Origin of the sequence: Kitasatospora sp. NPDC059803 (genome assembly GCF_042732255.1) — a bacterium.
In the GTDB taxonomy this organism is placed as follows: Bacteria; Actinomycetota; Actinomycetes; order Streptomycetales; family Streptomycetaceae; genus Kitasatospora.
Genome location: NZ_JBHWIJ010000030.1, coordinates 24,069 through 46,998, shown reverse-complemented (window position 1 = coordinate 46,998; position 22,930 = coordinate 24,069). Strand labels below are relative to the sequence as shown.

General features: G+C 70.1%; 19 protein-coding genes, 3 pseudogenes and 2 CRISPR repeat arrays. Of the genes and pseudogenes, 14 read left to right on the top strand and 8 right to left on the bottom strand.

Annotated features, from left to right (window positions below; genetic code table 11):
* Positions 1-83: 83 nt before the first annotated feature.
* Positions 84-998 (bottom strand): hypothetical protein, encoded by a 915-nt coding sequence (locus ACFV6I_RS07935; protein WP_380423909.1) that lies wholly within the window; start codon positions 996-998, stop codon positions 84-86.
* On the opposite strand from ACFV6I_RS07935, the gene ACFV6I_RS07930 reads away from it, so the two are divergent.
* Positions 997-1,197 carry a hypothetical protein gene (locus ACFV6I_RS07930; RefSeq protein ID WP_063352310.1) on the top strand — a complete coding sequence of 67 codons (201 nt, stop codon included), beginning with the start codon at positions 997-999 and terminating at the stop codon, positions 1,195-1,197. The genes ACFV6I_RS07935 and ACFV6I_RS07930 overlap by 2 nt on opposite strands.
* Before the next feature lie 358 nt (positions 1,198-1,555).
* On the opposite strand, the gene ACFV6I_RS07925 is transcribed toward ACFV6I_RS07930, so the two are convergent.
* Positions 1,556-1,954 carry a hypothetical protein gene (locus ACFV6I_RS07925; RefSeq protein WP_208869246.1) on the bottom strand — a complete coding sequence of 133 codons (399 nt, stop codon included), beginning with the start codon at positions 1,952-1,954 and terminating at the stop codon, positions 1,556-1,558.
* Positions 1,951-2,495 (bottom strand): annotated as a pseudogene (locus ACFV6I_RS07920) (transposase); the annotation flags it as partial. The gene ACFV6I_RS07925 and the pseudogene ACFV6I_RS07920, both read right to left, overlap by 4 nt.
* Before the next feature lie 176 nt (positions 2,496-2,671).
* Between ACFV6I_RS07920 and ACFV6I_RS07915 the strand changes: the two are divergent.
* Together ACFV6I_RS07915 and ltrA are read left to right on the top strand one after the other, a co-directional pair.
* A complete protein-coding gene (locus ACFV6I_RS07915) occupies positions 2,672-4,249 on the top strand; it encodes a carboxylesterase/lipase family protein (RefSeq protein ID WP_380423908.1) in 1,578 nt (525 codons plus the stop codon).
* Positions 4,250-5,185: 936 nt separating this feature from the next.
* Positions 5,186-6,616: a group II intron reverse transcriptase/maturase gene (ltrA, locus tag ACFV6I_RS07910; RefSeq protein WP_380423907.1), complete on the top strand. Its 1,431-nt coding sequence runs from the start codon at positions 5,186-5,188 to the stop codon at positions 6,614-6,616.
* Positions 6,617-6,757: 141 nt separating this feature from the next.
* Here ltrA and ACFV6I_RS07905 read toward each other — a convergent pair.
* The 4 genes and pseudogenes from ACFV6I_RS07905 to ACFV6I_RS07890 form a co-directional block, all read right to left on the bottom strand.
* A pseudogene (locus ACFV6I_RS07905) lies at positions 6,758-7,546 on the bottom strand (IS5 family transposase); the annotation flags it as partial.
* A 46-nt stretch (positions 7,547-7,592) separates the two neighbouring features.
* Positions 7,593-7,903 (bottom strand): annotated as a pseudogene (locus ACFV6I_RS07900) (transposase); the annotation flags it as partial.
* A gap of 343 nt (positions 7,904-8,246) precedes the next feature.
* Positions 8,247-8,807: a hypothetical protein gene (locus tag ACFV6I_RS07895; protein WP_380423906.1), complete on the bottom strand. Its 561-nt coding sequence runs from the start codon at positions 8,805-8,807 to the stop codon at positions 8,247-8,249.
* A 5-nt stretch (positions 8,808-8,812) separates the two neighbouring features.
* On the bottom strand, positions 8,813-9,682 hold the full coding sequence (locus ACFV6I_RS07890) for an IS5 family transposase (RefSeq protein ID WP_380423905.1): 870 nt from the start codon (positions 9,680-9,682) through the stop codon (positions 8,813-8,815).
* Between the two features lie 104 nt (positions 9,683-9,786).
* Positions 9,787-9,997: direct repeats of the CRISPR family, unit length 28 nt; unit sequence GAGCAACCCCCGCGAGCGCGGGGCCGAT.
* A gap of 289 nt (positions 9,998-10,286) precedes the next feature.
* On the opposite strand from ACFV6I_RS07890, the gene cutA reads away from it, so the two are divergent.
* Positions 10,287-10,610 (top strand): divalent-cation tolerance protein CutA, encoded by a 324-nt coding sequence (gene cutA / locus ACFV6I_RS07885; protein WP_380423904.1) that lies wholly within the window; start codon positions 10,287-10,289, stop codon positions 10,608-10,610.
* A 7-nt stretch (positions 10,611-10,617) separates the two neighbouring features.
* On the opposite strand, the gene ACFV6I_RS07880 is transcribed toward cutA, so the two are convergent.
* A complete protein-coding gene (locus ACFV6I_RS07880) occupies positions 10,618-11,055 on the bottom strand; it encodes a hypothetical protein (protein ID WP_380423903.1) in 438 nt (145 codons plus the stop codon).
* A 105-nt stretch (positions 11,056-11,160) separates the two neighbouring features.
* Here ACFV6I_RS07880 and ACFV6I_RS07875 point away from each other — a divergent pair, with 105 nt between their 5' ends.
* The 10 genes from ACFV6I_RS07875 (at position 11,161) to ACFV6I_RS07830 (ending at position 22,841) form a co-directional block, all read left to right on the top strand.
* Positions 11,161-11,427, top strand: coding sequence for a hypothetical protein (locus ACFV6I_RS07875; protein WP_380423902.1), 267 nt, complete (start codon positions 11,161-11,163; stop codon positions 11,425-11,427).
* A 61-nt stretch (positions 11,428-11,488) separates the two neighbouring features.
* Positions 11,489-12,432: direct repeats of the CRISPR family, unit length 27 nt; unit sequence GAGCAACCCCCGCGAGCGCGGGGCCGA.
* Between the two features lie 172 nt (positions 12,433-12,604).
* The gene (gene cas3, locus ACFV6I_RS07870; protein WP_380423911.1) at positions 12,605-15,508 is read left to right on the top strand and encodes a CRISPR-associated helicase Cas3'; all 2,904 of its coding nucleotides are present in this window, start codon (positions 12,605-12,607) and stop codon (positions 15,506-15,508) included.
* Between the two features lie 210 nt (positions 15,509-15,718).
* Entirely contained in the window at positions 15,719-17,437 is a 1,719-nt protein-coding gene (gene casA / locus ACFV6I_RS07865; protein ID WP_380423901.1) for a type I-E CRISPR-associated protein Cse1/CasA, read from the top strand.
* Positions 17,427-18,074 (top strand): type I-E CRISPR-associated protein Cse2/CasB, encoded by a 648-nt coding sequence (gene casB, locus ACFV6I_RS07860; RefSeq protein ID WP_380423900.1) that lies wholly within the window; start codon positions 17,427-17,429, stop codon positions 18,072-18,074. The genes casA and casB overlap by 11 nt, the downstream gene beginning before the upstream one ends.
* Before the next feature lie 41 nt (positions 18,075-18,115).
* Positions 18,116-19,261, top strand: coding sequence for a type I-E CRISPR-associated protein Cas7/Cse4/CasC (gene cas7e / locus ACFV6I_RS07855; RefSeq protein ID WP_380340148.1), 1,146 nt, complete (start codon positions 18,116-18,118; stop codon positions 19,259-19,261).
* Positions 19,261-20,133, top strand: coding sequence for a type I-E CRISPR-associated protein Cas5/CasD (gene cas5e, locus ACFV6I_RS07850; RefSeq protein ID WP_380423899.1), 873 nt, complete (start codon positions 19,261-19,263; stop codon positions 20,131-20,133). The genes cas7e and cas5e overlap by 1 nt, the downstream gene beginning before the upstream one ends.
* A gap of 4 nt (positions 20,134-20,137) precedes the next feature.
* Positions 20,138-20,914 carry a type I-E CRISPR-associated protein Cas6/Cse3/CasE gene (cas6e, locus tag ACFV6I_RS07845; RefSeq protein WP_380340012.1) on the top strand — a complete coding sequence of 259 codons (777 nt, stop codon included), beginning with the start codon at positions 20,138-20,140 and terminating at the stop codon, positions 20,912-20,914.
* Between the two features lie 3 nt (positions 20,915-20,917).
* On the top strand, positions 20,918-21,940 hold the full coding sequence (cas1e, locus tag ACFV6I_RS07840) for a type I-E CRISPR-associated endonuclease Cas1e (RefSeq protein ID WP_380423898.1): 1,023 nt from the start codon (positions 20,918-20,920) through the stop codon (positions 21,938-21,940).
* Positions 21,937-22,215: a type I-E CRISPR-associated endoribonuclease Cas2e gene (cas2e, locus tag ACFV6I_RS07835; protein WP_331744407.1), complete on the top strand. Its 279-nt coding sequence runs from the start codon at positions 21,937-21,939 to the stop codon at positions 22,213-22,215. The genes cas1e and cas2e overlap by 4 nt, the downstream gene beginning before the upstream one ends.
* A gap of 161 nt (positions 22,216-22,376) precedes the next feature.
* Positions 22,377-22,841, top strand: a complete 465-nt coding sequence (locus ACFV6I_RS07830) for a RidA family protein (protein ID WP_380423897.1) — start codon at positions 22,377-22,379, stop codon at positions 22,839-22,841.
* Positions 22,842-22,930: the final 89 nt, after the last annotated feature.

Here is a 22,930-nt window from a genome sequence, read left to right as displayed (position 1 = left end):
GCGGCGCCGCGCGCCCGCGCGCGCGCGCCCCCCCCCCGCGCCCACCCCCGCCACGGTGTCGTTCGGGCCGGGACCCGTGGACGTCAGGTCGTCCAGGAGACGGTGAACGCCTCGGTGTCGATCAGGCGCTGCGTCTGGACGAAGCTGCCGTACTTCCCGCCGGCCGCCTTGTTGACCGGGAGCGGGACGTGGCCCCGCACGCACGACTCCTTGTACGTGACCGGGTGTCCGGTCGTCTCACGGAACGTCCAGTTGCCGTTGGTGAGTTGGGGGACGATCTCGGCGCACAGCCCGCCGTTCGTGCCGCCCTGGTACGTCCCGGCGAAGGGGAACTCGTCGCAGCTGTCCTCCGGGAACGCGACCGGGTCCAGCTGGGCGAACGGCACCGTGCTCTGCGCGCCGCAGGTGCGCTTGCGGTTCGGCTCGCTGTCGCCCTTCAGTCGCGTGAACTGCTTGGGCATGTTGGGCAGGTAGTTCAGTGCGAAGGCGTAGGTCGCGGCCGCCGCACCGTAGTCCGTCAGGGAGTAGGACAGGTCGGGCCGGACGTCGGCGTAGACGCATCCGGGCGAGCCCTTGCCCGGCTCGTGGACGGCGTTGTCGCAGCGGACCTTGCGCGGATTGGTCCAGTTGACGTTCGGCTGCAGGGGGATGGTGTTGTCCTGCGTGACGTACATGTGGTACTCGTTCGCCAGGGAGTCGACAGCCCCGACGGCGGGCGAGTCCGAGTACAGGACCGTACCCTGCGCCGACGTCCCGGGCGTCAGCGTACGGGCGCCCGCCCAGGGCTTGGCCGCGCCCATCTGGCAGGGCGCCGTACAGCTGGCGTCGAACGCGATGTTGAGGCTCGGCACGTTGCTGGTCGAGGACACCATGGTGACCGTCACCAGTTCGGTCCACATCGAGCTCGTGGCGCTCAGCGACATGCTCAGGTTGATCTTGAGCTGGGCCGAACCGATGGCGGTGCCCTTGTCGTCGCGCAGCGTGTAGGTCGTGGTCATGTCCTTCAGGCACGACCCGAACCGCTCGTACGACCAGTACCCCGCGCTGCCGATCGAGCACGCCCCGGCACCGTCCTGCGTGCTGCTGACGGCCTCGGAAACACTCCTACGACCCGCCGGGCCGTCGGTGACCTGCACGCACTCGGCCGCCGCACCCGCCTTCCCAGGCGCCGACCCCACGGCCACCTCCGTGCACTGAACCCCACCCGGCTCGGCCTTCACCGACAGGTCCTGCCGGTCCGCGGCGCTCACCGCCGTTCCCGGCCCCCCGATCCCCGGCAGACCCGCTGCCCCGGTGCCCGACTGAGCCGCCGACATGCCACCCGAAGCGACGACGAGCGAGACCGCGGCCGCCATCGATGCGGCCAGGGCGACCAGGCGCCGACCATGACGTTTCATCAACTTCCCTCCCCAAGAAGGCGCGAGTGCCATCAGTGGCACCAGCTGTCACTTGGGGCACACGGGTCGCAGCGCCCAGTGGGTTCACCCGGGTGGCGCAAGGGGCGAGAACAAGACAGAGATACAGAACCGGTGGACGCGGATGGTGTGAGTGGACGTTAAGTCCGTTTCTGGTAGCGGCCTCGTCCGGGTTGAGCGAGGAAGCCTTGGCGGGTGAGGCGTCCGAGGCGGCTGCGGGTGATGTTGACGGACGCCTCTTCGGTGGGCATGCCGAGGAGTTCGTGCAGCTCGCGTGCCCGGAATGCCTGGTCGGGATGCTGGTTGAAGGCGTTCACGATGGCCTGGTAGGTGGTGTTCGTCTCGGGTGGTTCTGATTCGGCTCCTGCCGGTGTGACCTCCGCGATGATCTTTCGGGCGGTGGCCAGGTCCGTGAGCCGCGCTTCGGTCTCGGTCAGGTCGGCGGCGAGCTCTTCGATCCGGGCGCGTAGTTCTGCTGCCTGGGCGGCGGCCTCGTCCTGCCGGCTCTGGAGGTCTGCCAGGAGTTCGGCGACGTTCACGCGGCCAGTCCGAGGGTGTCGCGCCAGGCCGGGGCTGGTGCGGTGAGGCGGCGGGTCATGTTCGCGGTGGAGGCCCAGTAGACGCGTGAGGCGGAGGTGTCGGGCCTGTGGTCGTACTCGCGGGCCAGGCGCCGAGCAGCATCAGGGTGCCGTTCGTCTGCTCCACCACCCACCGTTTCGGCTGCGGGGCGAAGCCCTTGCCCTGGTCGGCCGGGTTGCGGCGGACGACTTCGACGTCGATGTCCAGCAGTGCACCGTGGATGACGACCTCGTCCTTGAAGCCCTGGTCCACCAGGGCCTTCTCCAGACGCATCCCGCACCGCTCGGAGACCCGGTCGAGCAGGGCGGCGCCGGCGGCGTTGTCGTGGGCGGAGGCGGCCAGGACGACGACACCGGTGATCAGCCCCATGACGTCGACGGCCAGTCCCCGCTTGCGGCCCGACACCTTCTTGTTCGCGTCCAGTCCCGTCGTGGTCTTCGCAACACCGGCGGCCGCGCGGACGGACTGGGTGCCGATGATCACGAGGGACGGGTCCTCTAGGTCGTGTATCGAAAGCGCTGTTCATGCTGCTTGTCGACGATCGATTCACTCGATCGGGTGAATCTGTGGTGAGCCGCCGCCTGCCTCGCGCTCTCTGATCATGATGTCCGTGAGCCGTCCCCGTATCCCCACGGAGGACGGCGACTCCATGATGCGAAGACGAGGTGGGAACGAACGTGTCCAGTGAGGTGTGGAAGGTCGAGCTTGGGGCCGGCACGGTGGCGGGGCGGGTCGAGAACGGGGTCGGGAGCTTCCTCGGCATCCCGTACGCGGAGCCCCCGGTCGGCACGCGACGGTACGCGGCACCGTCGCCTTCCTTCGGTTGGGAGGGCGTGCTGGAGGCGAACGCGTTCGGTCCCACCCCGTCCCGCGTCACCGACGGGATCTTCGACACGCTGCTGAGCGGCGATCCCGCGCTCGTGGGTGGCGACAACGTCCTGACCGTCAACGTATGGGCGCCGCGCGAGCAGGCCGATCCCCGGCCGGTCATGGTGTGGTTCCACGGCGGCGCGTTCCTGCGCGGCTCCTCTGCCGGGACCTGTTACGACGGATCCACCTTCGCGCGCGACGGAGTCGTGCTCGTTACCTTCAACTACCGGCTGGGCATGGAGGGCTTCGGCTGCCTCGACACCGGGGAGGCCAACCGGGGTCTGCAGGATCAGGTCGCGGCTCTGGAGTGGGTACAGGAGAACATCGCCGAGTTCGGCGGTGACAAGGGGAACGTCACGGTCTTCGGCGAATCGGCCGGCGCGATGAGCATCCTGGCCCTGATGTCCAGCGGCATCGCCTCGGAGGACGGCCTGTTCCACAAGGCGATCGTGCAGAGCGGCACCGCGAGCATCGGCCAGAGCGTGGAGGACGCGCGCCGTCTGTCCTACGCGGTCGCGCTCTCCGTCGGTGCCCCTTCCCCCAGCGCGGCCTACCTCGGCCCGAAGGCCCCTGCCGACGTGGTCAAGGCCCAGCAGGCGGTACACGGCGCCGTCGTCGAGTCCGCCGATCGCGAATCGTGGGGCGACACCACCATCGACTCGTGCGGTATGTCGTTCCTTCCCGTGGTCGGCGACCACCTGGTTCCCAAGGCCCCGATCGAGTCCCTCCGCGAGGGCGTTGGGGCGAACATCCCGCTCCTGATCGGCACGACCACGGAGGAGAACCGTTTCTTCGTCGCTCCGTACGCCGACATCGTCAACGCGCCCGCCGACAAGCTCAAGGAACGGCTCGCCGTCTACGGGGCGCCGGCGAACGCGTATGACGTCTACCGGGCCAACTCCGGGGACGTCTACCCGCGTTCCACGCCCGCCGAGACCTTCGCTGCCGTGATGACGGACCGCCTCTTCCGCATCCCCAGCTACCACGTCGCCGAGACCCGGCAGCGGGAGGGCGCGGCCCCGGCCTACGTCTACGAGCTCGGGTGGCGCTCGCCCGCCTCCACGGACACGAACGTCCCGTTCGGCGCCGCCCACATCGTCGACCTCCCGTTCGTCTGGGACAACCTCGACGGCCCCGAGACCACGGAGCTCCTCGGCGCCAACCCGCCCGCCGACCTGGCGAAGACGATCCGCTCGCACTGGATCGCGTTCGCGCGCACCGGCAAGCCCGGCGCCGACTGGCCCGCCTACGACGCCGTCGACCGCCCGGTCATGACCTTCGCCAAGGACGACACCTCGGCCAACGAGGTCGTCAACGACCCGCGTTCCCAGGAGCGGCAGCTCTGGGACGGCGTGGACTTCCTCACCAAGACCGAGGAGGACTGAACCCTCCCCCGGCGGTCAGCTGAACGACCTGCCCCACCGGAGGCCCGCTCGCACTGCGGGCCAGGGCCTCCCGGTGGGCCGCGCGCGAGCACGGCGGCAGCGCGGCCCGCCCCGCGGCCCTCACGGAGCCCTCCACGCCGCCGTCGCCGACCTCCTGCCCGAATACACGTGGGGCATGACCCAGGTACGCCAGATACCCGCCACGGGATGATCTTGGCTACCGAACGAGCGCGCTGACGCGGTTCTCGTACGACAGGGTCATAGCCACTCGTTGATCGCTGCCACCAGCACAGTCGCCTCGAATCGGACCGCCAGCTTGTCGTAGCGCGTGGGTGCGCCACGAGGCGCCATGGAGTCGAGTGAGGTGAGAGACCTTCACCGCCGGGTTGTCGCAGCAACCTGGGTGAAGCTGGGGGCAGTTCGTCTCGGGGGATGCCGAGGCGGGCGGTAAGCAGCCCTGACAACGCCGGGACGAGGTGGCACTGCCAGACGGTTCGGGTTCGGCAAGCGAGACGGGAAGGTGTACGCGAGGAACCAGTGCTTGACGCCCCGTAATTACGACACCGGCTCCAACCTGGCGGATGTGGGCCGGATGCAGTGCACGACCGTTGGCAAGCTGGCGGTCGACTCCGAAGCCGACTCTACTCATCGGTGGGGAGGCCACACCGAAGGACTGCGGCGTAGGTGTGGCGATACTGCCGGGGTAGAGCTGGGCACCTCACCCGTCGATCGACTCCGTGGTGAACGTGGGAACTGTCCGCGGTCGCCCTCCGTGCCGGACCTCCAACCCGACCGAGGGCAGGCCCATCGCCGGCTGAAGGCCGTCGGGCAGGGCGGAGGCTCCGTAGTACTCGGAGGCCGGGAAAGCCGGCCACATGGGGAAGGGGGCCAGCAAGTCGGCAGTAAGGACGCTGGAATGCCAGGAGGTTGTCGCCGGTGAACACCGACGAGCTGGAGTCCGCCCTGTTCGGGGCGGAGCTGCGGGTACTGGAGATCCAGACCAAGCTGCACCGTTGGGCAAACGATGATCCTCATCGCAGGTTCGACGATCTGTTCAACCTCGTGGCCGACCCCGCCTTCCTTCTTGTGGCGTGGGACCGGGTCCGGGGAAACAAGGGCGCCCGCACGGCAGGAGTGGACGGGAGAACCGCACACTCCATCGAGGCCGGGCAGGGAGTCGAGGGCTTCCTCGACGGGCTGCGGTCTCAGCTGAGAGAACGCAGCTTCCGACCGGTTCCGGTGCGTGAGCGGATGATCCCGAAGGCGAACGGCAAGCTCCGCCGCCTGGGGATCCCGACCGTGGCGGACCGGGTGGTCCAGGCGTCCTTGAAGCTGGTGCTGGAGCCGGTGTTCGAAGCGGATTTCCTCCCGTGTTCGTACGGGTTCCGCCCGAACCGCCGGGCTCAGGACGCTGTCGCCGAGAGCCGATACCTCGCCAGTCACTCCTACGAATGGGTGGTGGAGGGCGACATCACGGCGTGCTTCGACGAGATCTCGCACACGGCCCTGATGGACCGGGTGCGCGGTCGGATCGGGGACAAGCGGGTCCTGTCGCTGGTGAAGGCGTTCCTCAAGTCCGGGATCATGTCCCGGGACGGAGCCCTTGCCGACACGCGCACCGGCACCCCGCAGGGCGGGATCCTCTCCCCGCTGCTGGCCAACATCGCCCTGACCGTGTTGGACGAGTACGTCACCAACCGGCCAGGCGGGCCGACCACCACCGAGGCACGACGCGCGGGACGCCGCCGCCGTGGCGAGCCCAACCTTCGGTTGGTCCGCTACGCGGACGACTTCCTGATCCTCGTGTCCGGCACTCGCGTGCACTGCGAAGCACTGCGCGAAGAGGTGGCAGCGGCTCTCGCACCGATGGGCATGCGCCTGTCGATGGAGAAGACGAGGATCACCCACATCGACGAGGGCCTCGACTTCCTCGGATGGCGCATCCAGCGTCACCGGAAGAAGGGCACTGATCGGCAGTACGTCTACACCTACCCGGCGCGGAAATCGTTGCACTCCGTGATGGCCAAGGTGAAGGAGCTGACCGGACGACAGAACGTCGGCCTGGCACTGACCGTCCTGCTGCACCGACTGAACTCGGTGCTGCGGGGCTGGTGCGCGTACTTCCGTCCCGGGGTTTCAAACGTCGCCTTCTGCTACCTCAGCCACTACGCGTGGATGCGGGTAGTCCGGTGGATACGGCGCAAACACCCCGGAATCACGTGGAAGCAGCTTCGCCGCCGCTACTGCGGAGGCGGCTGGTGGCCTGCCACGGAGGAGGAAGAACTGTTCAACCCGGCGAAGGTAAGCACGACCAGGTACCGATACCGGGGAACAGTCATCCCAAGTCCTTGGCCCACTGCGGCTTGAGGATCCGAACGACCCCAACGGGGCTTGTGGAGAGCCCGGTGCCCGGAGACGGGCACGCCGGGTTCGGGAGGCGGCTCGGGGAAACCCACTGGTGGAGACACCAGCAGGGCGCCCCGAGTCGACCTCACCGACAGCGCGGTTCCTCTTGAGGCGGTTGATCCCGCACTCGACCGCATGACGCTCGCGGTAGTCGACTGGGTCGAAAAGTGGCGGCCGGCCGCCACGGGAACCGCGCTTCCGGCGGTTGTGTGCCTGGTCGGCCTTGTCCGGGATGGTGCAACGGATCCCGCGTCGGCGCAGGTAGGCGCGGTTCTTGCGGGAGGCGTACGCCTTGTCGGCCCGCACGCGATCCGGGCGGACGCGTGGCCGACCCGGTCCGATGCGGGGCACGCGGACCTTTTCCAGCACGGGTTCAAACTGCGGCGAGTCTCCACGCTGCCCTGCCGTCACCACGATCGACATGAGTTTCTGACCCTGCTCGACGGCCAGGTGGAGCTTGGTGGTGAACCCGCCGCGCGACCGTCCCAACCCGTGATCACGGGGCTCGGTGAAGATGCCGCCCGGTGGTTCCTTCTGCAGGTCGCCCTGCTTGCGGGCCCCGGCCGCGTGCTGATGGGCGCGGCAGACCGTGGAGTCGATGCTCAGGTCCCAGACGATCGCGCCTTTCGCGTCGGCCAGGGACTGAAGCCGGGTGAGGATCCTCTGCCAGGTGCCGTTGCGCTGCCACCGGCGGAACAGGCCATAGACCCGGCTCCAGGGCCCGTACTTGGCGGGGATGTCCCGCCACGGAACTCCGGTCCGGACCCGGAATCGTATGCCGTCGATCAACCGCCGCCGAGGCCAGACCGGCGGCCGCCCCGCCTTCGCCCCCCTCGGCAACAGCGACTCCAGCACCGCCCACTGCTCGTCCGTGAGATCTCCCCGCGCCATGAAACACGATCATTCACAGCCCAAGATCCACTTTCGATACACGACCTAATCGGCGGGCCCTCTCCCGAACCTGGCAGCGCGGGAGTTCCTGGATCCGCTGGTCGAGCCCGTCCTGGCGCCACAGGCCGAAGTAGTAGAACACCGCCGACCAGGACGGCAGGTCATGGGGCAGGTAGCGCCACTGACAGCCCGTCCGGTTCTGGTAGAAGACCGCGTTCACGATCTCCCGCAGATCACGGACCCCGGATCCCCGGTTGCCGATCGCGCCACCCGGTCCTGCTTCCAGGCCGTGATCATCGGCTCGATCAACGCCCACTGCTCGTCCGATAAGTCGCTCGGATACGCCCGTCTGTCCATGGCCGCAGAACATCACCCGAACCACGACTGGCACGCCAGTACAGCTGACGTTCACACGTACGAGCGATCACAAGCCGAGAGAAAAGGGACTTAACGTCCACTGAGAGGGCGTTTCGCGAGCACTTGCTCGAACTGGCTCGTTGAACCGCTCTTGTTCGACGCAGACCTGCTTGCCGCTCGGCGATACTCATGCCGTGGAATGGGTTGAGCAGGCCAAGGAAGCCGAGGAACGTCGCGACTGGGATACAGCGATTGCGCTGGTCAGTGCGCACGCCGAGTGCTACTCGGCCAACTTCCATGCTCACGACCACCATCTGTGGCACATGGACTTGCTCGCCCGTGCTCAGCGGATAGAGGAACTGATGGATCTGGCACGGGTGGACGTGCATGCGCGTCGGAGGTTGAACCGCCTGCTCCGCGAGACGTCCGTGAAGGACGGTCGCGGTGAGGGTCCCGCAGCCGGATAGGCGCACGAGAACGTGTTGCGATGGTTCGTCAGGCGTAGGTCGGTCGGTGATGGGGGCGGAAGTACGAACAGGCCGGGCTCGGGTTCGGTCAGGATGCTTCGGGTGACCAGGCGTTTGAGCTTGGCGCGTGTGCCCTCGATGTGCTTCGGCTCGGTGCCCAGGCCGAGGGCCTGGCAGACGTCCTTGGGACGCAGTCCGCTGTCGGTGTGCTCGAACAGAGCCAGGATCTCGCGGTAGCCGGATGGTAGGGGTTCGGCCTCGGGTGGAGGATGTTCGTCTTCGGCGGCCAGTTCCAGCACCGTCGCGTGGGTGATCTCCAGTCGTTCCAGGGTCCGCTCGGCCGCGGCCAGTTGTTCGCCCAGCCGGGCTATCTGTTCGCGCAGTTGCGCGATGGTCTCGCGCACCAGCCGCTGCCGGGTGCTGATCTTCTCCAGCATGTCCCTCATGGGGTGCTCCCGTCACAGTCGTCGGCCCGCGCGGCGGGCGGGTCGCGCCAGCTCGCAGTGGCGGTGCGGGTCAGCCGGTGGAGCATGACGTCGGTCATCGACCAGTGGACCACCGCCACCGAGCTGGCGGGCAGCGCCTCGTAGTCCCGCGCCAGGCGGCGGCGCAACATCAACGTGCCCCACGTCTGCTCGACCACCCACCGCTTCGGCTCGGGCGTGAACCCTCGTGTGCCGGGCGCGCGCTGGACGACCTCGACATCGATGCCCAGGCGGGCGCCGTGCTCGACGACGGCGTTCTTGAATCCGGCGTCGACCCAGGCCTTGGTCACGGTGGGCGCGCTCGCGGCGACCTTGTCCAGCAGCGTGATTCCGATGGCGTTGTCGTGCACGCTGGCGGCGACCACCACGACGGCGATGATCAGGCCCAGGACGTCGGTGGCGATACCCCGTTTGCGGCCTGGGCTTCTCTTGCCCGCATCCAGTCCGGTGGTGTCCTTGGGCGCGTTCGTCGAGGCCCGCACGGTCTGCGAGTCCAGGACGACAGCGGTGGGGTCCTCGTGACGTCTGCGCATCTCGCGGACCTGCCAGCGCATCAGGTCGTGGACGGTCTCGACGGTGCCATCGTCTCGCCACAGGGCGAAGTAGTAGTACACCGCGCTCTTCGGCGGCAGGTCATGCGGCAGGTAGCGCCACTGGCAGCCGGTGCGGGCCTGGTAGAGGATCGCGTTCACGATCTCCCGCGTGTCGTAGCCGCCCTGGTGGCCGCTGACCGAGGTGTGCCGGCCCTTCCAGGCGACGATGACCGGCCCGATCAGCTCCCAGGCCTCATCCGACAGGTCGCTCGGGTACGGAGCGCGTCCACTCACGCCCACCAGCGGACCGCATTTCCGGCCGGTCGGGAAGCCCTAAAACCGGACAACCCGCCTTCAAGCACGAAGAGACCCACCGACACTCGCAGAACGCCCTCTGAGAGCAACCCCCGCGAGCGCGGGGCCGATTCCACCAACTTCCCGAAGTCGAGCTCCTCGAGCGAGCAACCCCCGCGAGCGCGGGGCCGATCAGCTCACCGGAGAGGGCGCCCACGGAGCCTGGGAGCAACCCCCGCGAGCGCGGGGCCGATGACCAGCGGCAGCTCGGTGATCAGCTTGCTCACGAACAACCCCCGCGAGCGCGGGGCCGATACTTCCTGACCTGCGGTGATTAGCGGGCGAGGGGCCTGATTGATTCAGTTCGATCGGTTGAGGCGCTGTCGAACAGCCGATGCGTTGTTGCCATCTCTCCTTGCCCCAGGGCTGGTTGTCATTGTCGTGGCCTACGTTCTCGAAGCGTACTCGCGCGTGGGGGTTGAGACGATGGTTGAGGGCCGTTGGCAGTGGTATCCGCCCGGGGTCGGGGGCTGGCTGGGCGCGTTGTGGGGTAGGTCTGCCGGGCAGAGTGGGGGCGGCGGTTGATGCCAGGTACCGTCACGGTATGACGATCAGTGACTTCGTTGTGGTGACGACGACCCATGACGACGAGACGAAGGCCCGTGGGCTCGCTTCGGCGGTGATCCGTGACCGCTTGGCCGCGTGTGCGCAGGTCTACCGTGTCCAGTCCGTCTATTGGTGGGACGGTGCGGTGCAGGACTCCGCCGAGTGGCGGGTCGACTTCAAGTCTCGGGCGAGCCTGGCTGATCGGCTGTGCGCGCGCATCGTTGAGTTGCACTCCTACGACACGCCGGAGGTCGTCGGGGTGCCGGTGATCACTGGATCGGCCGCCTATCTGGAGTGGGTGGCCGCTGAGACGCGAAGCTGATCGGCAGTTACTTCAAGGAGGCCCGGATCTCGTCTCGAAAGGCCTGGGCCGCCGACGATGCCGGGAGCTGGTCGGCCCTCACCTCCCTGTGGGACCAGGCCGGCGCGAGCGCGGCCCGCACGGACAGGCTGCTCGCGGAGGCCGGCGTCCGACAGGCCGGAGCGGCCCCCATGGAGGAGGCCAGCCAGTGGGTGCGAAACGCCACCACCACCATGGACCAGGCCCGGCAAGACGCCACGCTGCGGCTCTGCGCGCACCTGACCAGCATCCAGCCCATGGCGTTGCTGACCGAGGACCCGCGCCAAGTCGTCTGCTGGCCCTGCTGCACCGAGGCCCGAGCGACTCGGACCTGTTCGACCTGCGGGTCTCCGGCGGGTTCGGCGTCGCTGCCGGTCGGTGTCGAGTCGATCGTGCGCGGCCCCGCGGTGCTGTACTCGCGGGTCATCTGTGCGCCGTGTGCGGACCTCGGCCATCCGGTGGGGACGCTGGGCAACGGGTGGCCAAGGCCCCATCATGGGTGACCCGGCAGGACAGCCACAGAGAGGACGCCATGAGCGCCACCATCCCCCCTAAACGCCAGGGCGCCTGGAGTCGGGGCCGCCGTGAGACCGCGGGCCCAAACCGCGGGCGGCACCCCCTGATGCCGCCGCCGGGCGAGATCCCGATCCCGGTGGACGAGGAGACCGCGGAGGACGACATGACCCCGCAGAAGGACCCCAGCGGCGGCTCGGGCGGAATCGGTGGCCCGAAGGCACCGCCGGCGGCACCGAAGACCCCGCCGCCGCCGGCCGACCCACCGCCGAACCCCGAGAAGTGACTCCCCGGCCGGCCGTACGGCGGTGCGGCCGGCCAGTGCTACTCGTCGAGGAACAGGCGCCAGAGCAGGATCCCGATCGCGCGGGCGATCGCGCTGAGCTGGTCGAGCGTGGGCGGGTCGAGGCCGGAGCAATCCCCGCGATCGCGGGGCCGACCCGAAGGTCGCCTGGATGTGGAGCATGAAGCCGGAGCAATCCCCGCGAGCGCGGGGCCGACCAGCCGTCCCGTTTGAGCTCGCCGACCTCGGTGGAGCAATCCCCGCGAGCGCGGGGCCGACATCGGCAGCTCGCGCAGCGTCTGCCACAGGATGGAGCAATCCCCGCGAGCGCGGGGCCGATGCCCGGCCCTGCCAGGCCCGGCGCGTGTCGCGGAGCAACCCCGCGAGCGCGGGGCCGATGAGATTGCCCGAGAGATCGAGCGGTGCATGTCGGAGCAACCCCCGCGAGCGCAGGGCCGATACGCACCTCATCGCCGGCACGTTCCCGCTGTGGGAGCAATCCCCGCGAGCGCGGGGTCGATCGCGGCAGTCCCGGCCCATGCGATGTGAAGGGGAGCAACCCCCGCGAGCGCGGGGCCGATGACTGGCAGGTCACCGGCACGAGCCCGGGCGGGGAGCAACCCCCGCGAACGCGGGGCCGATCTGCCTGAGGGAGGGGCTGCCGGTGGTCGGGGAGGAGCAACCCCCGCGAGCGCGGGGCCGATCCGAGGACAGGGAACACCTGGTCCCCGATGAAAGAGCAACCCCCGCGAGCGCGGGGCCGATGGGGTCGGCAGCAGGGAGATCGTGTGCCGCAGGGAGCAACCCCCGCGAGCGCGGCACCGATGCCAGGAGCCAGCGCCCGTCCGCGCCTTTCACCGAGCAACCCCCGCGAGCGCGGGGCCGATCGGGTCGGGTACAGGGCCCTGCTGATGCTGACGGAGCAACCCCCGCGAGCGCGGGGCCGATGGTGGTCCAGCGCATCAAGGAGCAATTGCGCGGGAGCAACCCCCGCGAGCGCGGGGCCGACGCTTTCTGACCTGCGGTGATTAGTGGCCGAGGGGCCTGATTGATTCAGTTCGATCGGATGGCAGCCCGGAGGGGAGTCGATGTATGACCGTCATATTTCTTTGCTCCGAGGCGAGTTGTCAGTGCCGTGTCCTACGCTCTCGAAGCGTACCTGCACGTGGAGGTTGAGACGATGGTTGAGGATCGTTGGCAGTGGTACCCGCCCGAGGTCAGGGGGTGGCTGGGTGCGCTGTGGGGTAAGTCCGCCGGGCGGGCTGGGGGGACGGCCAACCTTCTGCTGTCGCACATGCTGGACACTGCGGCGGTGGCAGAGATTGTCTGGGACCGTTACCTGCCACCGGTGACGCGGTGGCGTCTGGACGCCCTGGCGGGAGGCGCGGGTAAGGGGCGGCGTCTGTTCGCCTGGTTGTGTGGGATCCATGACTGTGGCAAGGCCACCCCGGCGTTTCAGCATCTCGATGCCGCCGGCGAGACCGCGGTCCGTCAAGCGGGGCTCACCTGGGACAAGTACGCGGTGAAAGGCTCGTCTTGGCGGCATGACAAGGCCGGTGGCCGGGTGCTGAGGGCGCTGCTCGCTGACGCGAAGTGGTCGCAGGAACAGGTCGGTTGGGTCTGGCCGTTGGTCGCAGGCCACCACGGGCTGATCCCGACGCTGGGGCAGCTGAGCCCGCCGAAGAAGAACGAAAAGCTGCAGGGAATCGGCCGCCCCTGGAAGCTCGCGCAGTCGGCGCTGGTGGAGGTGTTCTCGCGGGAGCTCGGCTATGAGGGGGAGTCGCCGCTGGCCGCGGTGGAGCCGGTGCTGGTGCCGAGCCGGGCGGCGCAGCTTCAGCTGTCCGGTTTCGTGGTGATGGCGGACTGGATCGCCAGCGACGAGCGGCACTTCACGGGTGTGTCCGACCTGGCGAAGGTGACGTTGCCTCAGGCGCGGCAGCGGGCTGCGGCGGCGTGGTCGAGGCTCGAACTGCGCGGTGGATGGGGGGCGTTGGCGGCGCCCGGCCCGGAGACGTTCCGGGACCGGTTCGGCCACGGGACCAGGCCTTCGCAGGAGTTGGTCCTCGACGTGGTGCGTCGGATGGGCGGGTCCGGTCTGGTGATCGTCGAGGCGCCGATGGGGGAGGGCAAGACGAAGGCGGCGCTGGCGGCGGCCGAGCTGCTGGCAGCGCGTCACGGTGCGGACGGGGCGTTCCTGGGCATGCCGACCCAGGCGACGGCGGATCCGATGTTCACCCAGGTCCGGTCGTGGCTGCGCGAGGTCGGCGATGGGCTGGAGGGCCAGGTCGCGCTGCTGCACGGCAAGCGGATGTTCAACAAGGAGTGGCGCGGCCTGCTGGAGGGCGCGGGGGAGTGGGGGCAGGACGCCGACGACCCCTTCGCTTCGGTGGGGGAGGACGAGTTCGGTATGCAGACCGACTGCTTCGACGGCTGCACGGACGGGGAGCGCCGGGCCCCCGCCGAGTGGTTCCTCGGCCGCCGCCGGGGGTTGCTGAGCCCGTTCGCGGTCGGCACCATCGACCAGCTCCTGTACGCCGCGACCCGTACCAAGCACGTGATGCTGCGGATGGCCGGCCTGGTGGGCAAGGTCGTGATCCTCGACGAGGTCCACGCCGCCGACGTCTACATGTCGCAGTTCCTGCTGGAGGGCCTGTGGTGGCTCGGGCAGGCCGGCGTGCCGGTGGTGCTGCTGTCGGCGACGCTGCCGCCGGAGCAGCGGCGTCGTCTGGTCGCCGCCTACCTGGCCGGTACGCAGTCGGCGGAGGCCTCGGCGGCCCTGGAGCTGCCCGAGCCGGAGGGCTATCCGAGCGTCACGGCGGCCTGGGCGGGGCCGGACGGGCGGCCGGAAGTGCTGGTGGAGAGCACCGCATCCTGGCGTGAGGACCTTCAGGTGCGGGTCGAGGTGCTCGATGAACAGCTGACGCGGACCGACGCCCAAGTCGCGCAGGATGCCGCCGTGGTCGACTATCTGGGGGAGCGGCTGGTCGACGGCGGGTGCGTGCTGGTCATCCGGAACACCGTGGCCCGCGCCCAGTCCACGTTCGAGGCCCTCCGCAAGGAGTTCGGCGCTGATGTCCGGCTCCTGCACGGGCGCCTGCACGCCGGCCACCGGGCGGACCGTACGCAGGAGGTGCTGAAGCTCCTCGGACCACCGGCCGAGGGATCCGGGCGTCCCGGCAGGATGATCGTCGTCGCGACCCAGCTCGCGGAGCAGTCCTTCGACGTCGACGCCGATCTGCTGATCACCGACCTCGCTCCGATGGACCTGCTCCTCCAGCGCATCGGACGCCTCCACCGCCACGACGGCGTGCAGCGCCCCCGCCGGCTGTCCCGGCCCACCGTTGTCATCACCGGTATCCGCCTCGACGACGACGGCGTGCCGCAGATCCTGCGCGACTCCGAGGGGATCTACGGCCGCTACCTCCTGCTGCGCACGGCCGCCGAGGTCGAACGGGCGGCGAAGGCCGACGCAGGCGCGTGGAGCATCCCGGGCCAGGTGCCGGACCTGGTCGCCCGGGTCTACGGCACCGATCCCGTCGTCCCGGCGGAGTGGGGCGAGGCCGAGGCGCAGGCGCGACAGGACTGGGAGAAGCGGCAGGCCAAACGTCGCGAGGAAGCCGCCCAGTACGTCCTGACCCGCGCCGGGGAACACGGTTCGCAGACTCTGGCCGGTCTGCACTACGGAGCCCACGGCACGCTGGCAGAGGGGCAGTTCGAGGCACTCGTTCGGGATGGGGACCGGAGCGTCGAGGTCGTGCTGGTGCGCCGCACCGGGGAAGACTTCCACGCGATGACGGGCCGTAAGCTCGGCCCCAACGGGACGGTCGCGGCCGAGATGGTGGACGACGTGCTCTCCGGGACGGTGCGCCTGCCCACCAAGCTGACAATGGTCGCCGAGCAGGCGCTCGGTCCGTTGTCGGGCTGGCGCGACCATCCATGGCTGCGATACAGCCTGGCCCTCGAACTCGACGAACGCGGGGACGCCGCCCTCGGTGACTTCCAACTGCGCTACGACGACCTGCTCGGCCTCGTGGTGAGCGGAGGACCCCAGCGCGCCCCGGTACCGATAAAGGCGAGGGGGTGAGTCGAACAGGCGTCGCCCCACCCCCTCAACCCCGCGACCGCGGGGCCGACTTGCAGCCGACCAGGGCCGGAAAACACGGCCACGGGCCATCCCCGCGCACCAAAGCAGGCGGGGCCGGGGGCAATTCAAGCATTCACCCCACAACAGGCATCCGCCGGTGCCACGATGAACCAGCAACAAGCTAAACATGGCTAGTTGGGAGATCAGCGCGTGCCTGGGTACAACCTTGTCGACGAACCGTGGCTGACGGTACGACCCGCCGGTGGCGGGCCCCCCGTGCAGGTGGGGATCGCTGGGGCCCTGGCCCGGGCCCACGAGTTCGAGGGCCTCGTCGTCGAGTTCTCCACGCAGCTCCCGGCCGTCCTGCGCCAGGTCCTGCTGCCCGTCGTCGCCGATGCGACCGGTGCGCCCCAGAACCCCGGGGAGAAGGGTGAGCGGCTCACCCGGGAGAGCGGCGGATTCACGAAGGACGAGCTGGGCAGCCTGGAGACCTACCTCGCCGATCACCACGCGAAGTTCGACCTCTTCGACCCCGCCGCCCCGTTCGGGCAGGTCGCCGGGCTGCGCACCGCCAAGGACGAGACGAAGGGCTCCGCCGCCCTGGTGGCGACCGCGGCGAGCGGCAACAACGTCCCGCTGTTCGGCACCCGTACCGACGCGGACCCGCTCGACCTGACGCCGGCCCAGGCTGCCCACTGGCTCGTGCACGCCCACTGCTGGGACACCGCGGCGATCAAGACCGGCGTCGTCGGCGACGACCAGGTCAAGGCGGGCAAGACGACCGGGAACCCCACCGGCCCGCTCGGCCAGCTCGGCGTCATCATCCCCACCGGGCGCACCCTGTACGAGACCCTCCTGCTGAACCTTCCGCTCACCCCGCCCGACAACCTCGGCCTCCCGCAGTGGAAACGCGGCCCGCACGGCCCCGCCTGGCAGCCCCGCGCGGCCGAAGGCCTCCTCGACCTGTGGACCTGGCAGGCCCGGCGGATCCGCCTCATCCCGCACCAGGACGAGGCCGGGCAGCTGAAGGTGGCCCGGGTCGTCATCAGCGCGGGGGACCGGCTGACGCCCATGCCCGAGCAGGAGCCCCACACCACCTGGACCTTCACCGCCCCCGCCAAGAAGTCCGCCTCCGCCCTGCCCGAGCGCAGGCCGCGCCGCCACACCCAGGGCAAGGCCGCCTGGCGCGGCCTGGAGGCCCTTCTCACGCCCACTCGACAGGGCCCCGACGGCGGCTTCGAGACCAGCATCCTGCTCGACCAGATCAGCGCCCTGCAAGAAGGCGACCAACTCCCCGCCGACTACCCGCTGCAGGTCGAGACCTTCGGCATGGTCTACGGCACCCAGTCCGCGATCGTCGAGGACGTCATCCACGACGCCATCCCCCTGCCGCTGCTCGCCCTCCAGCAGGACAGCGAGGCCCAGCTGCTCCTCCTGGACGTCGCCGAGCAGGCGGAACGGCTCGCCCAGGCCGTCAGCAACCTCTCCGCCGACCTGCGCCGGGCCGCCGGAACGGACCCCATCCCCTGGGACAAGGGCCAGCGACCGGGCGAGCTCCTCCTGCACACCCTCGACCCCCTGGTGCGCCGCCTGCTCGCCGGCGTCTGCACCGCCGGCGCGGACGACGAGGCCCTGGAGCGAGGTCGGCTCGCATGGGAACAACTCGCCCACCGCCAGGCATGGGACGTGGCGAACACGCTCCTGCTGGCCGCACCCGCCACCACCTTCGGCGGCCGCACGATCAGCCAGGGCGGCAAGGCGGGCAAGACGCAGACCTACCGGCTCGGCACCGCGGGCGCCAACTTCCGGCGCCGGCTCGACGAGATCCTTCCCCGGTACGCCGACGCCGTACGGGAAGCGGCCGCCGCCCGGGCGGCCGAGACCGGTCCCGCCCTCGACCACGACCCCGGAGCGGACTTTGACGACTGAGCACACCGCCGGCGCCGCCGCTGAGCACGCCACCCCCGCTGAGCGCACCGCCGCCGCCGCCCGAAGGCGCCGGTACTGGGACGAGTTCACCGGCCCCGACCACAACTGGCGGTACGACCCCCGCACCAAGCAACCACGCCGGCCGCCCGGCGAGGACCTGGCGGCCCTGCGCTCCGGCCTCGGGCGCCCGGTCATGGACAGCCCCAAGATGTGGCCGCTCTACAGCTGCGAGGTCAACGACGTCCTCGCGCTGCGCGACGAGGTGTCCGACGAGCAGAAGGCCGAGCACGCCGCGCTGGCCCTCTACGGCCTCCACCAGCAGAGCCAGTCCAAGCCGATGCACCGCCGTGGCGTCAAGCTCGGGGAGGCGCTGCGAGTGCTGCGCCGCAGCGGCAAGGTCAGCGAGGAGGCGCTCGACACCCGGGTCGCGCAACTCGCGGGCGCCACCAGCGTGTCCGCGCTGCTTGTCCACCTGCGCGGGCTGATCACCCAACTGCGTTCCATCACACAGCCGTTGGACTACAGCCACCTGATGGCCGACATCCAGGCCTGGCACAGCACCGACCGGCGCCCGCAGGTCCGCCTCAAGTGGGCGATCGGCTACCAGGCGTGGAAGGACAAGACGCCCACCGACTGAGCGCCCGACACACCCGGACCACCACCCCCGAGGAGAAGCGCATGACCGCCCGCCTCTACATCGACGTCCACATCCTGCAGACCGTCCCGCCGGCCAACCTCAACCGGGACGACAACGGCAACCCCAAGGAGGCGTACTTCGGCGGCAAGCGCCGCTCGCGCGTCTCCTCCCAGGCCTGGAAGCGCGCCACCCGCATCCACTTCGCCGAGAGCCGCGACCGGCAGGACCTCGCCACCCGCACCAAGCGGATCGCCGCCCAGCTCGCCAAGGGCATCGCCGAGCGCGCCGGCATCGAGGCCGAGGACGCGCAGCGGATCGCCGACGCCCTGATCAAGTCGACCGGGATCTCCGCCGGCAAGAAGGAGGGCGACACCGCCTACCTCCTCTTCTACGGGCGCCGCCAGCTGGACGGCATCGTCGACCTGGTCGCCGACACCGCCGCCGACCTCGCCGCCCTCGACGCCAAGGCATTGGAGGAGGCCGTCAAGGCGCTGCCGGTCAAGGAGCAGTTGCAGAGCGGCCACCCGGCCGACGTCGCGCTCTTCGGCCGGATGGTCGCCGACATCCCCGGCCTGAACGTCGACGCCGCCACCCAGGTGGCGCACGCGATCTCCACCCACGCCGCCGAACTCGAATTCGACTACTACACGGCCGTCGACGACGAGAACACCGCCGAGGAGACCGGCGCCGGCATGATCGGCACCATCGGCTTCAACTCCGCCACCCTCTACCGCTACGCGACCGTGGGCCTGCACCAGCTGCGCGGCAACCTCGGCGACGACAAGGCCGCCGTCGACGCCGTCGACCTGTTCGTCGACTCCTTCGCCCGGTCCATGCCCACCGGCTACGGCAACTCCTTCGCGCACCGCACCCGCCCCAGCCTGGTGGCCGTCGTCGTACGCGCCGACCAGCCCGTGAACCTCGTGTCCGCGTACGAGAACCCCGTCCCGGCGAGCCGGGGCATCGTCGCCGAGTCCGCGCGCCGCCTCGCCGTGGAGTTCGCCACCGCCACCGAGCAGTGGGGAGACAGCCCGCTGTACGTCGGCATCTGCCACACCCTCGGTGCGGACACCGGCGCCGACGAGCCCGCGCAGCAGCTGGCGGAGGCCTTCGGCGCGAACCGCACCTTCACCGAGCTGCGCGACGGCCTGCGCACCGCCCTCACCGAGCGGGTGAACGACAACTGATGCCCGCCGACCCGACCCCCGCACCGGCCCCGCAGGGCGAGGACCAGGCGGTCCTCGTCCTGCGCCTGGCCGGCCCGCTCCAGTCCTGGGGCGACCGCAGCGCCTTCAACCGCCGCGACACCCCGCCCCAGCCGACCAAGTCCGGCGTCGTCGGCCTGCTCGCCGCCGCCGCCGGACTTCCCCGCGAAGCGGACATCACCGGCCTGGTCGGCCTGCGCCTGGGCGTGCGCATCGACCAGCCCGGAACGCTGCTGCGCGACTACCACACCGTCAGCGACTACCGGGGCCGCCCGCTGCCGCAGAGCGGCGTCAACGCCAAGGGCGTCCAGAAGCCGACCTCCCCGGCCAAGGACACCCACGTCACCCACCGCTACTACCTCCAGGACGCGGTGTTCGTCGCCGCCGTCCAGGGCCCGGCCAGCCTCGTCGCGACGCTCGCCGAGGCGATCCGCCGCCCCGCCTTCCCGCTCGCCCTCGGCCGCCGCTCCTGCGTCCCCACCCAGCCGATCGCCCTCGGCACCGTGCGCACCGGAGCCCTGGAGGACGTGCTGGCGGACGAGCCCTGGCAGGCGGGCACCGCCGCCAAGGCCGCCTACCGCCGACGGGCCGAACGCGGTCCGGATCCGTTCTCGCCCCACCGGATCGACCTGGCCACGACCTTCGACGACCCGGCCGGCGACGACACCTTGCAGGACGTCCCGCGCTCCTTCGCGCCCCGCGAACGCGGCTTCACCACCCGGCGGATCCGCCACGCCTGGCTCAACGTCCCCACCGGCCTCGCCCCGTCTACCCTGTCTGCCGCGCCCACCACGATCGCCCAACCGGCCACTGCGGCCGGCGGCCACGACCCGTTCGCCCTGCTGGGCTGGTGACCAGATGACCTACCTTTCCCGCGTCCGCATCAACCCCCTGCGCGCCGCCAGCCGCACCCTGCTCGCCAACCCCCGCGCCCTGCACGGCGCCGTCACCGCAGGCATCCCCGACCCCGCCGCCGGCGACCGGATCCTCTGGCGCCTCGACGCCGACCACCCGCGCCGCCCCACGCTGCTGGTCCTCACCCCCTCCAAACCCGACTGGACCCACATCGTCGAACAGGCGGGCTGGCCCGACGCCGAAGGCGAGCACTACGCGGTCCGCGACTACAGCCCGCTGCTCGCCCAGCTCGCCGTCGGCCGCGAATTCGCCTTCCGGCTCAAGGCCAGCCCCGTCCAGAACACCTCCAAGCCCGCCAAGGCGAGCCCGCACCGCACCAAGACCGCCGCCGAACTCCACCACCGCTCCTACCGCATGGCCCACCGCACCGCCGCCCAGCAGCTCACCTGGTTCCTCGAACGCACCCAGCGCTGGGGCTTCACCATCCCCGAAGCGCGCACCGACAGCGCGGCACCGGGCCTCGAACCGCCCGCCTCGGACACCCCCGCAGAGGCGCAGCAGCCCGCCCGGGAGGCCCGGATCACCGACCGCAGCCGCAGCACCTTCACCAAGCCCGGCACCCGCAGCCCGGTCACCCTCACCACCGCCACCTTCGAAGGCCGGCTGCGCATCACCGACCCAGGGCTCCTCCAAGCCGCCCTCCTCGGTGGCATCGGCCCCTCCAAGGCCTACGGTTGCGGCCTGCTCACCCTCGCCCCGCTGCCGACCGGACACCACTGACCGATGGCCGACATCTGGTGGAAAGCCCACCCCCACGACCTGCACCGCCTCGCCGACCGCGTCTCCAGCGTCTACGTCGAGCGCAGCCACATCGACCGCGACGAGAACGCCGTCGTCGTCATCAACAAGCGCGAGACCGTCCGCGTCCCGGCCGCCATGGTCGCCGTGATGCTCCTCGGCCCGGGCACCCGCATCACCCACGGCGCCGTCAACCTGCTCGCCGACTCCGGCACCACCGTGTGCTGGGTCGGCGAGCAGGGCGTGCGGATGTACGCCGCAGGACTCGGCCCCAGCCGTGGCGCGGCCCTCCTCAACCGGCAGGCCTGGCTGGTCAGCCGCACCAAGGAACGCCTCGCCGTCGCCCGGACCATGTACCGCATGCGCTTCCCCGGCGAGGACGTCAGCGCCGCCACCATGCAGCAGCTGCGCGGTCGCGAGGGCGCCCGTATCCGCAAGCTCTACCAGGCCGAGTCCAGCCGAACGGGTGTTCCCTGGAACGGCCGGGTCTACAAGGCCGGCGACGCCCACGCCGCCGGCGACGACCTCAACCGCCTCCTGTCGGCCGCCAACGCCGCGCTCTACGGGATCTGCCACGCGGTCATCACCGGCCTGGGCGCCAGCCCCGGCCTCGGCTTCGTCCACACCGGCCTGGCGACCTCGTTCGTCCTCGACATCGCGGACCTCTACAAGGCCGAATACACCATCCCCCTCGCCTTCGACCTCGCCAAGCAGGGCCACACCGAGGAACGCGACGCCCGGCTCGGCCTGCGCGACCGCATCGCCGAGGACAAACTGCTCGGCCGCATCGTGAACGACGTCAAGGCGCTCCTCAGCCCGGACGGCACCGAGATGCCGGACGTCGAGGTCAACGAACTCTGGGACGAACGCGTCGGCACGGTCCAGGGCGGCGTCAACTGGTCCGGGACGGAAGGCACGCCGACGCCCTCCGTCTCCGACCCGGGCATGGGAGACGAACACCTGGCCATCATCGGCCCGGAGTTCACCCAGGACACGGACAGCCCATGACCGTCATCATCCTCATCGCCGCCCCCGAAGGCCTGCGCGGCCACCTCACCCGCTGGATGGTCGAAGTCAACGCCGGCGTCTTCGTCGGCACCCCCAGCCGCCGCATCCGCGACCGCCTCTGGGACCTCCTCGCCACCCGCATCGGCGACGGCCAAGCCGTCCTCGTCGAACCCGCCACCAACGAACAGGGCTGGACCGTCCGCACCGCCGGCAAGGACCGCTGGAAGCCCGTCGACTTCGACGGCCTGATCCTCTCAGCCCGCTCCCGCCGATAAACCCGCAGGTCACGAAGCGTAGGCCCTGCACGCGCGGGGATTGCTCCTCTTTCATGATGATGGCGCGCACGCCGTCTCCGTAGGCCCCGCAGGCGCGGGGATTGCTCCCACGGCTACCCTCCCTACCCGTATGTCGCGGTATCGGCCCCGCACGCGCGGGGATGGGCTGGTTCAGGGGTGAAGTGCCCAGTGGAGGGCCTGTTTTCAGATGTGCGGTGCTCTGGGAGCATGGTGCGATGGATCATCGGCAGATAGTCAGTTCCGGCTCGCCTCTCGAACCTCAGATCGGCTTTTCCCGGGCAGTCCGCAAGGGGTCACACGTTGCAGTCGCGGGGACTGCTCCCATCGGGGACGGTGGGACGACCGTGGGGAAGGGCGATGTGTACGCCCAGACCGTCAGGTGTCTGGACATCGCGGAGGCCGCGCTGAAGGAGGCGGGGGCATCGTTGGGGGACGTTGTGCGGACCCGTCTCATGCTCACCGATGTGACGCGTTGGAAGGAGGCCGCGCGAGCGCACGGGGAGCGGTTCGCGTCGGTCCGTCCGGTCTGCACCGTCGTTGAGGTCTCGCGCTTCATCGATCCCGAATGGCTCGTTGAAGTGGAGATCGACGCCATCCTCGACTGATTCCGGAAAGCGCTGGTCGCGGCCACACGTGGGGGGGGGGGGACACCCCGGTGGGTTTTTGTGAGGGGGGGGGGTGGCGGCCGGGGCCT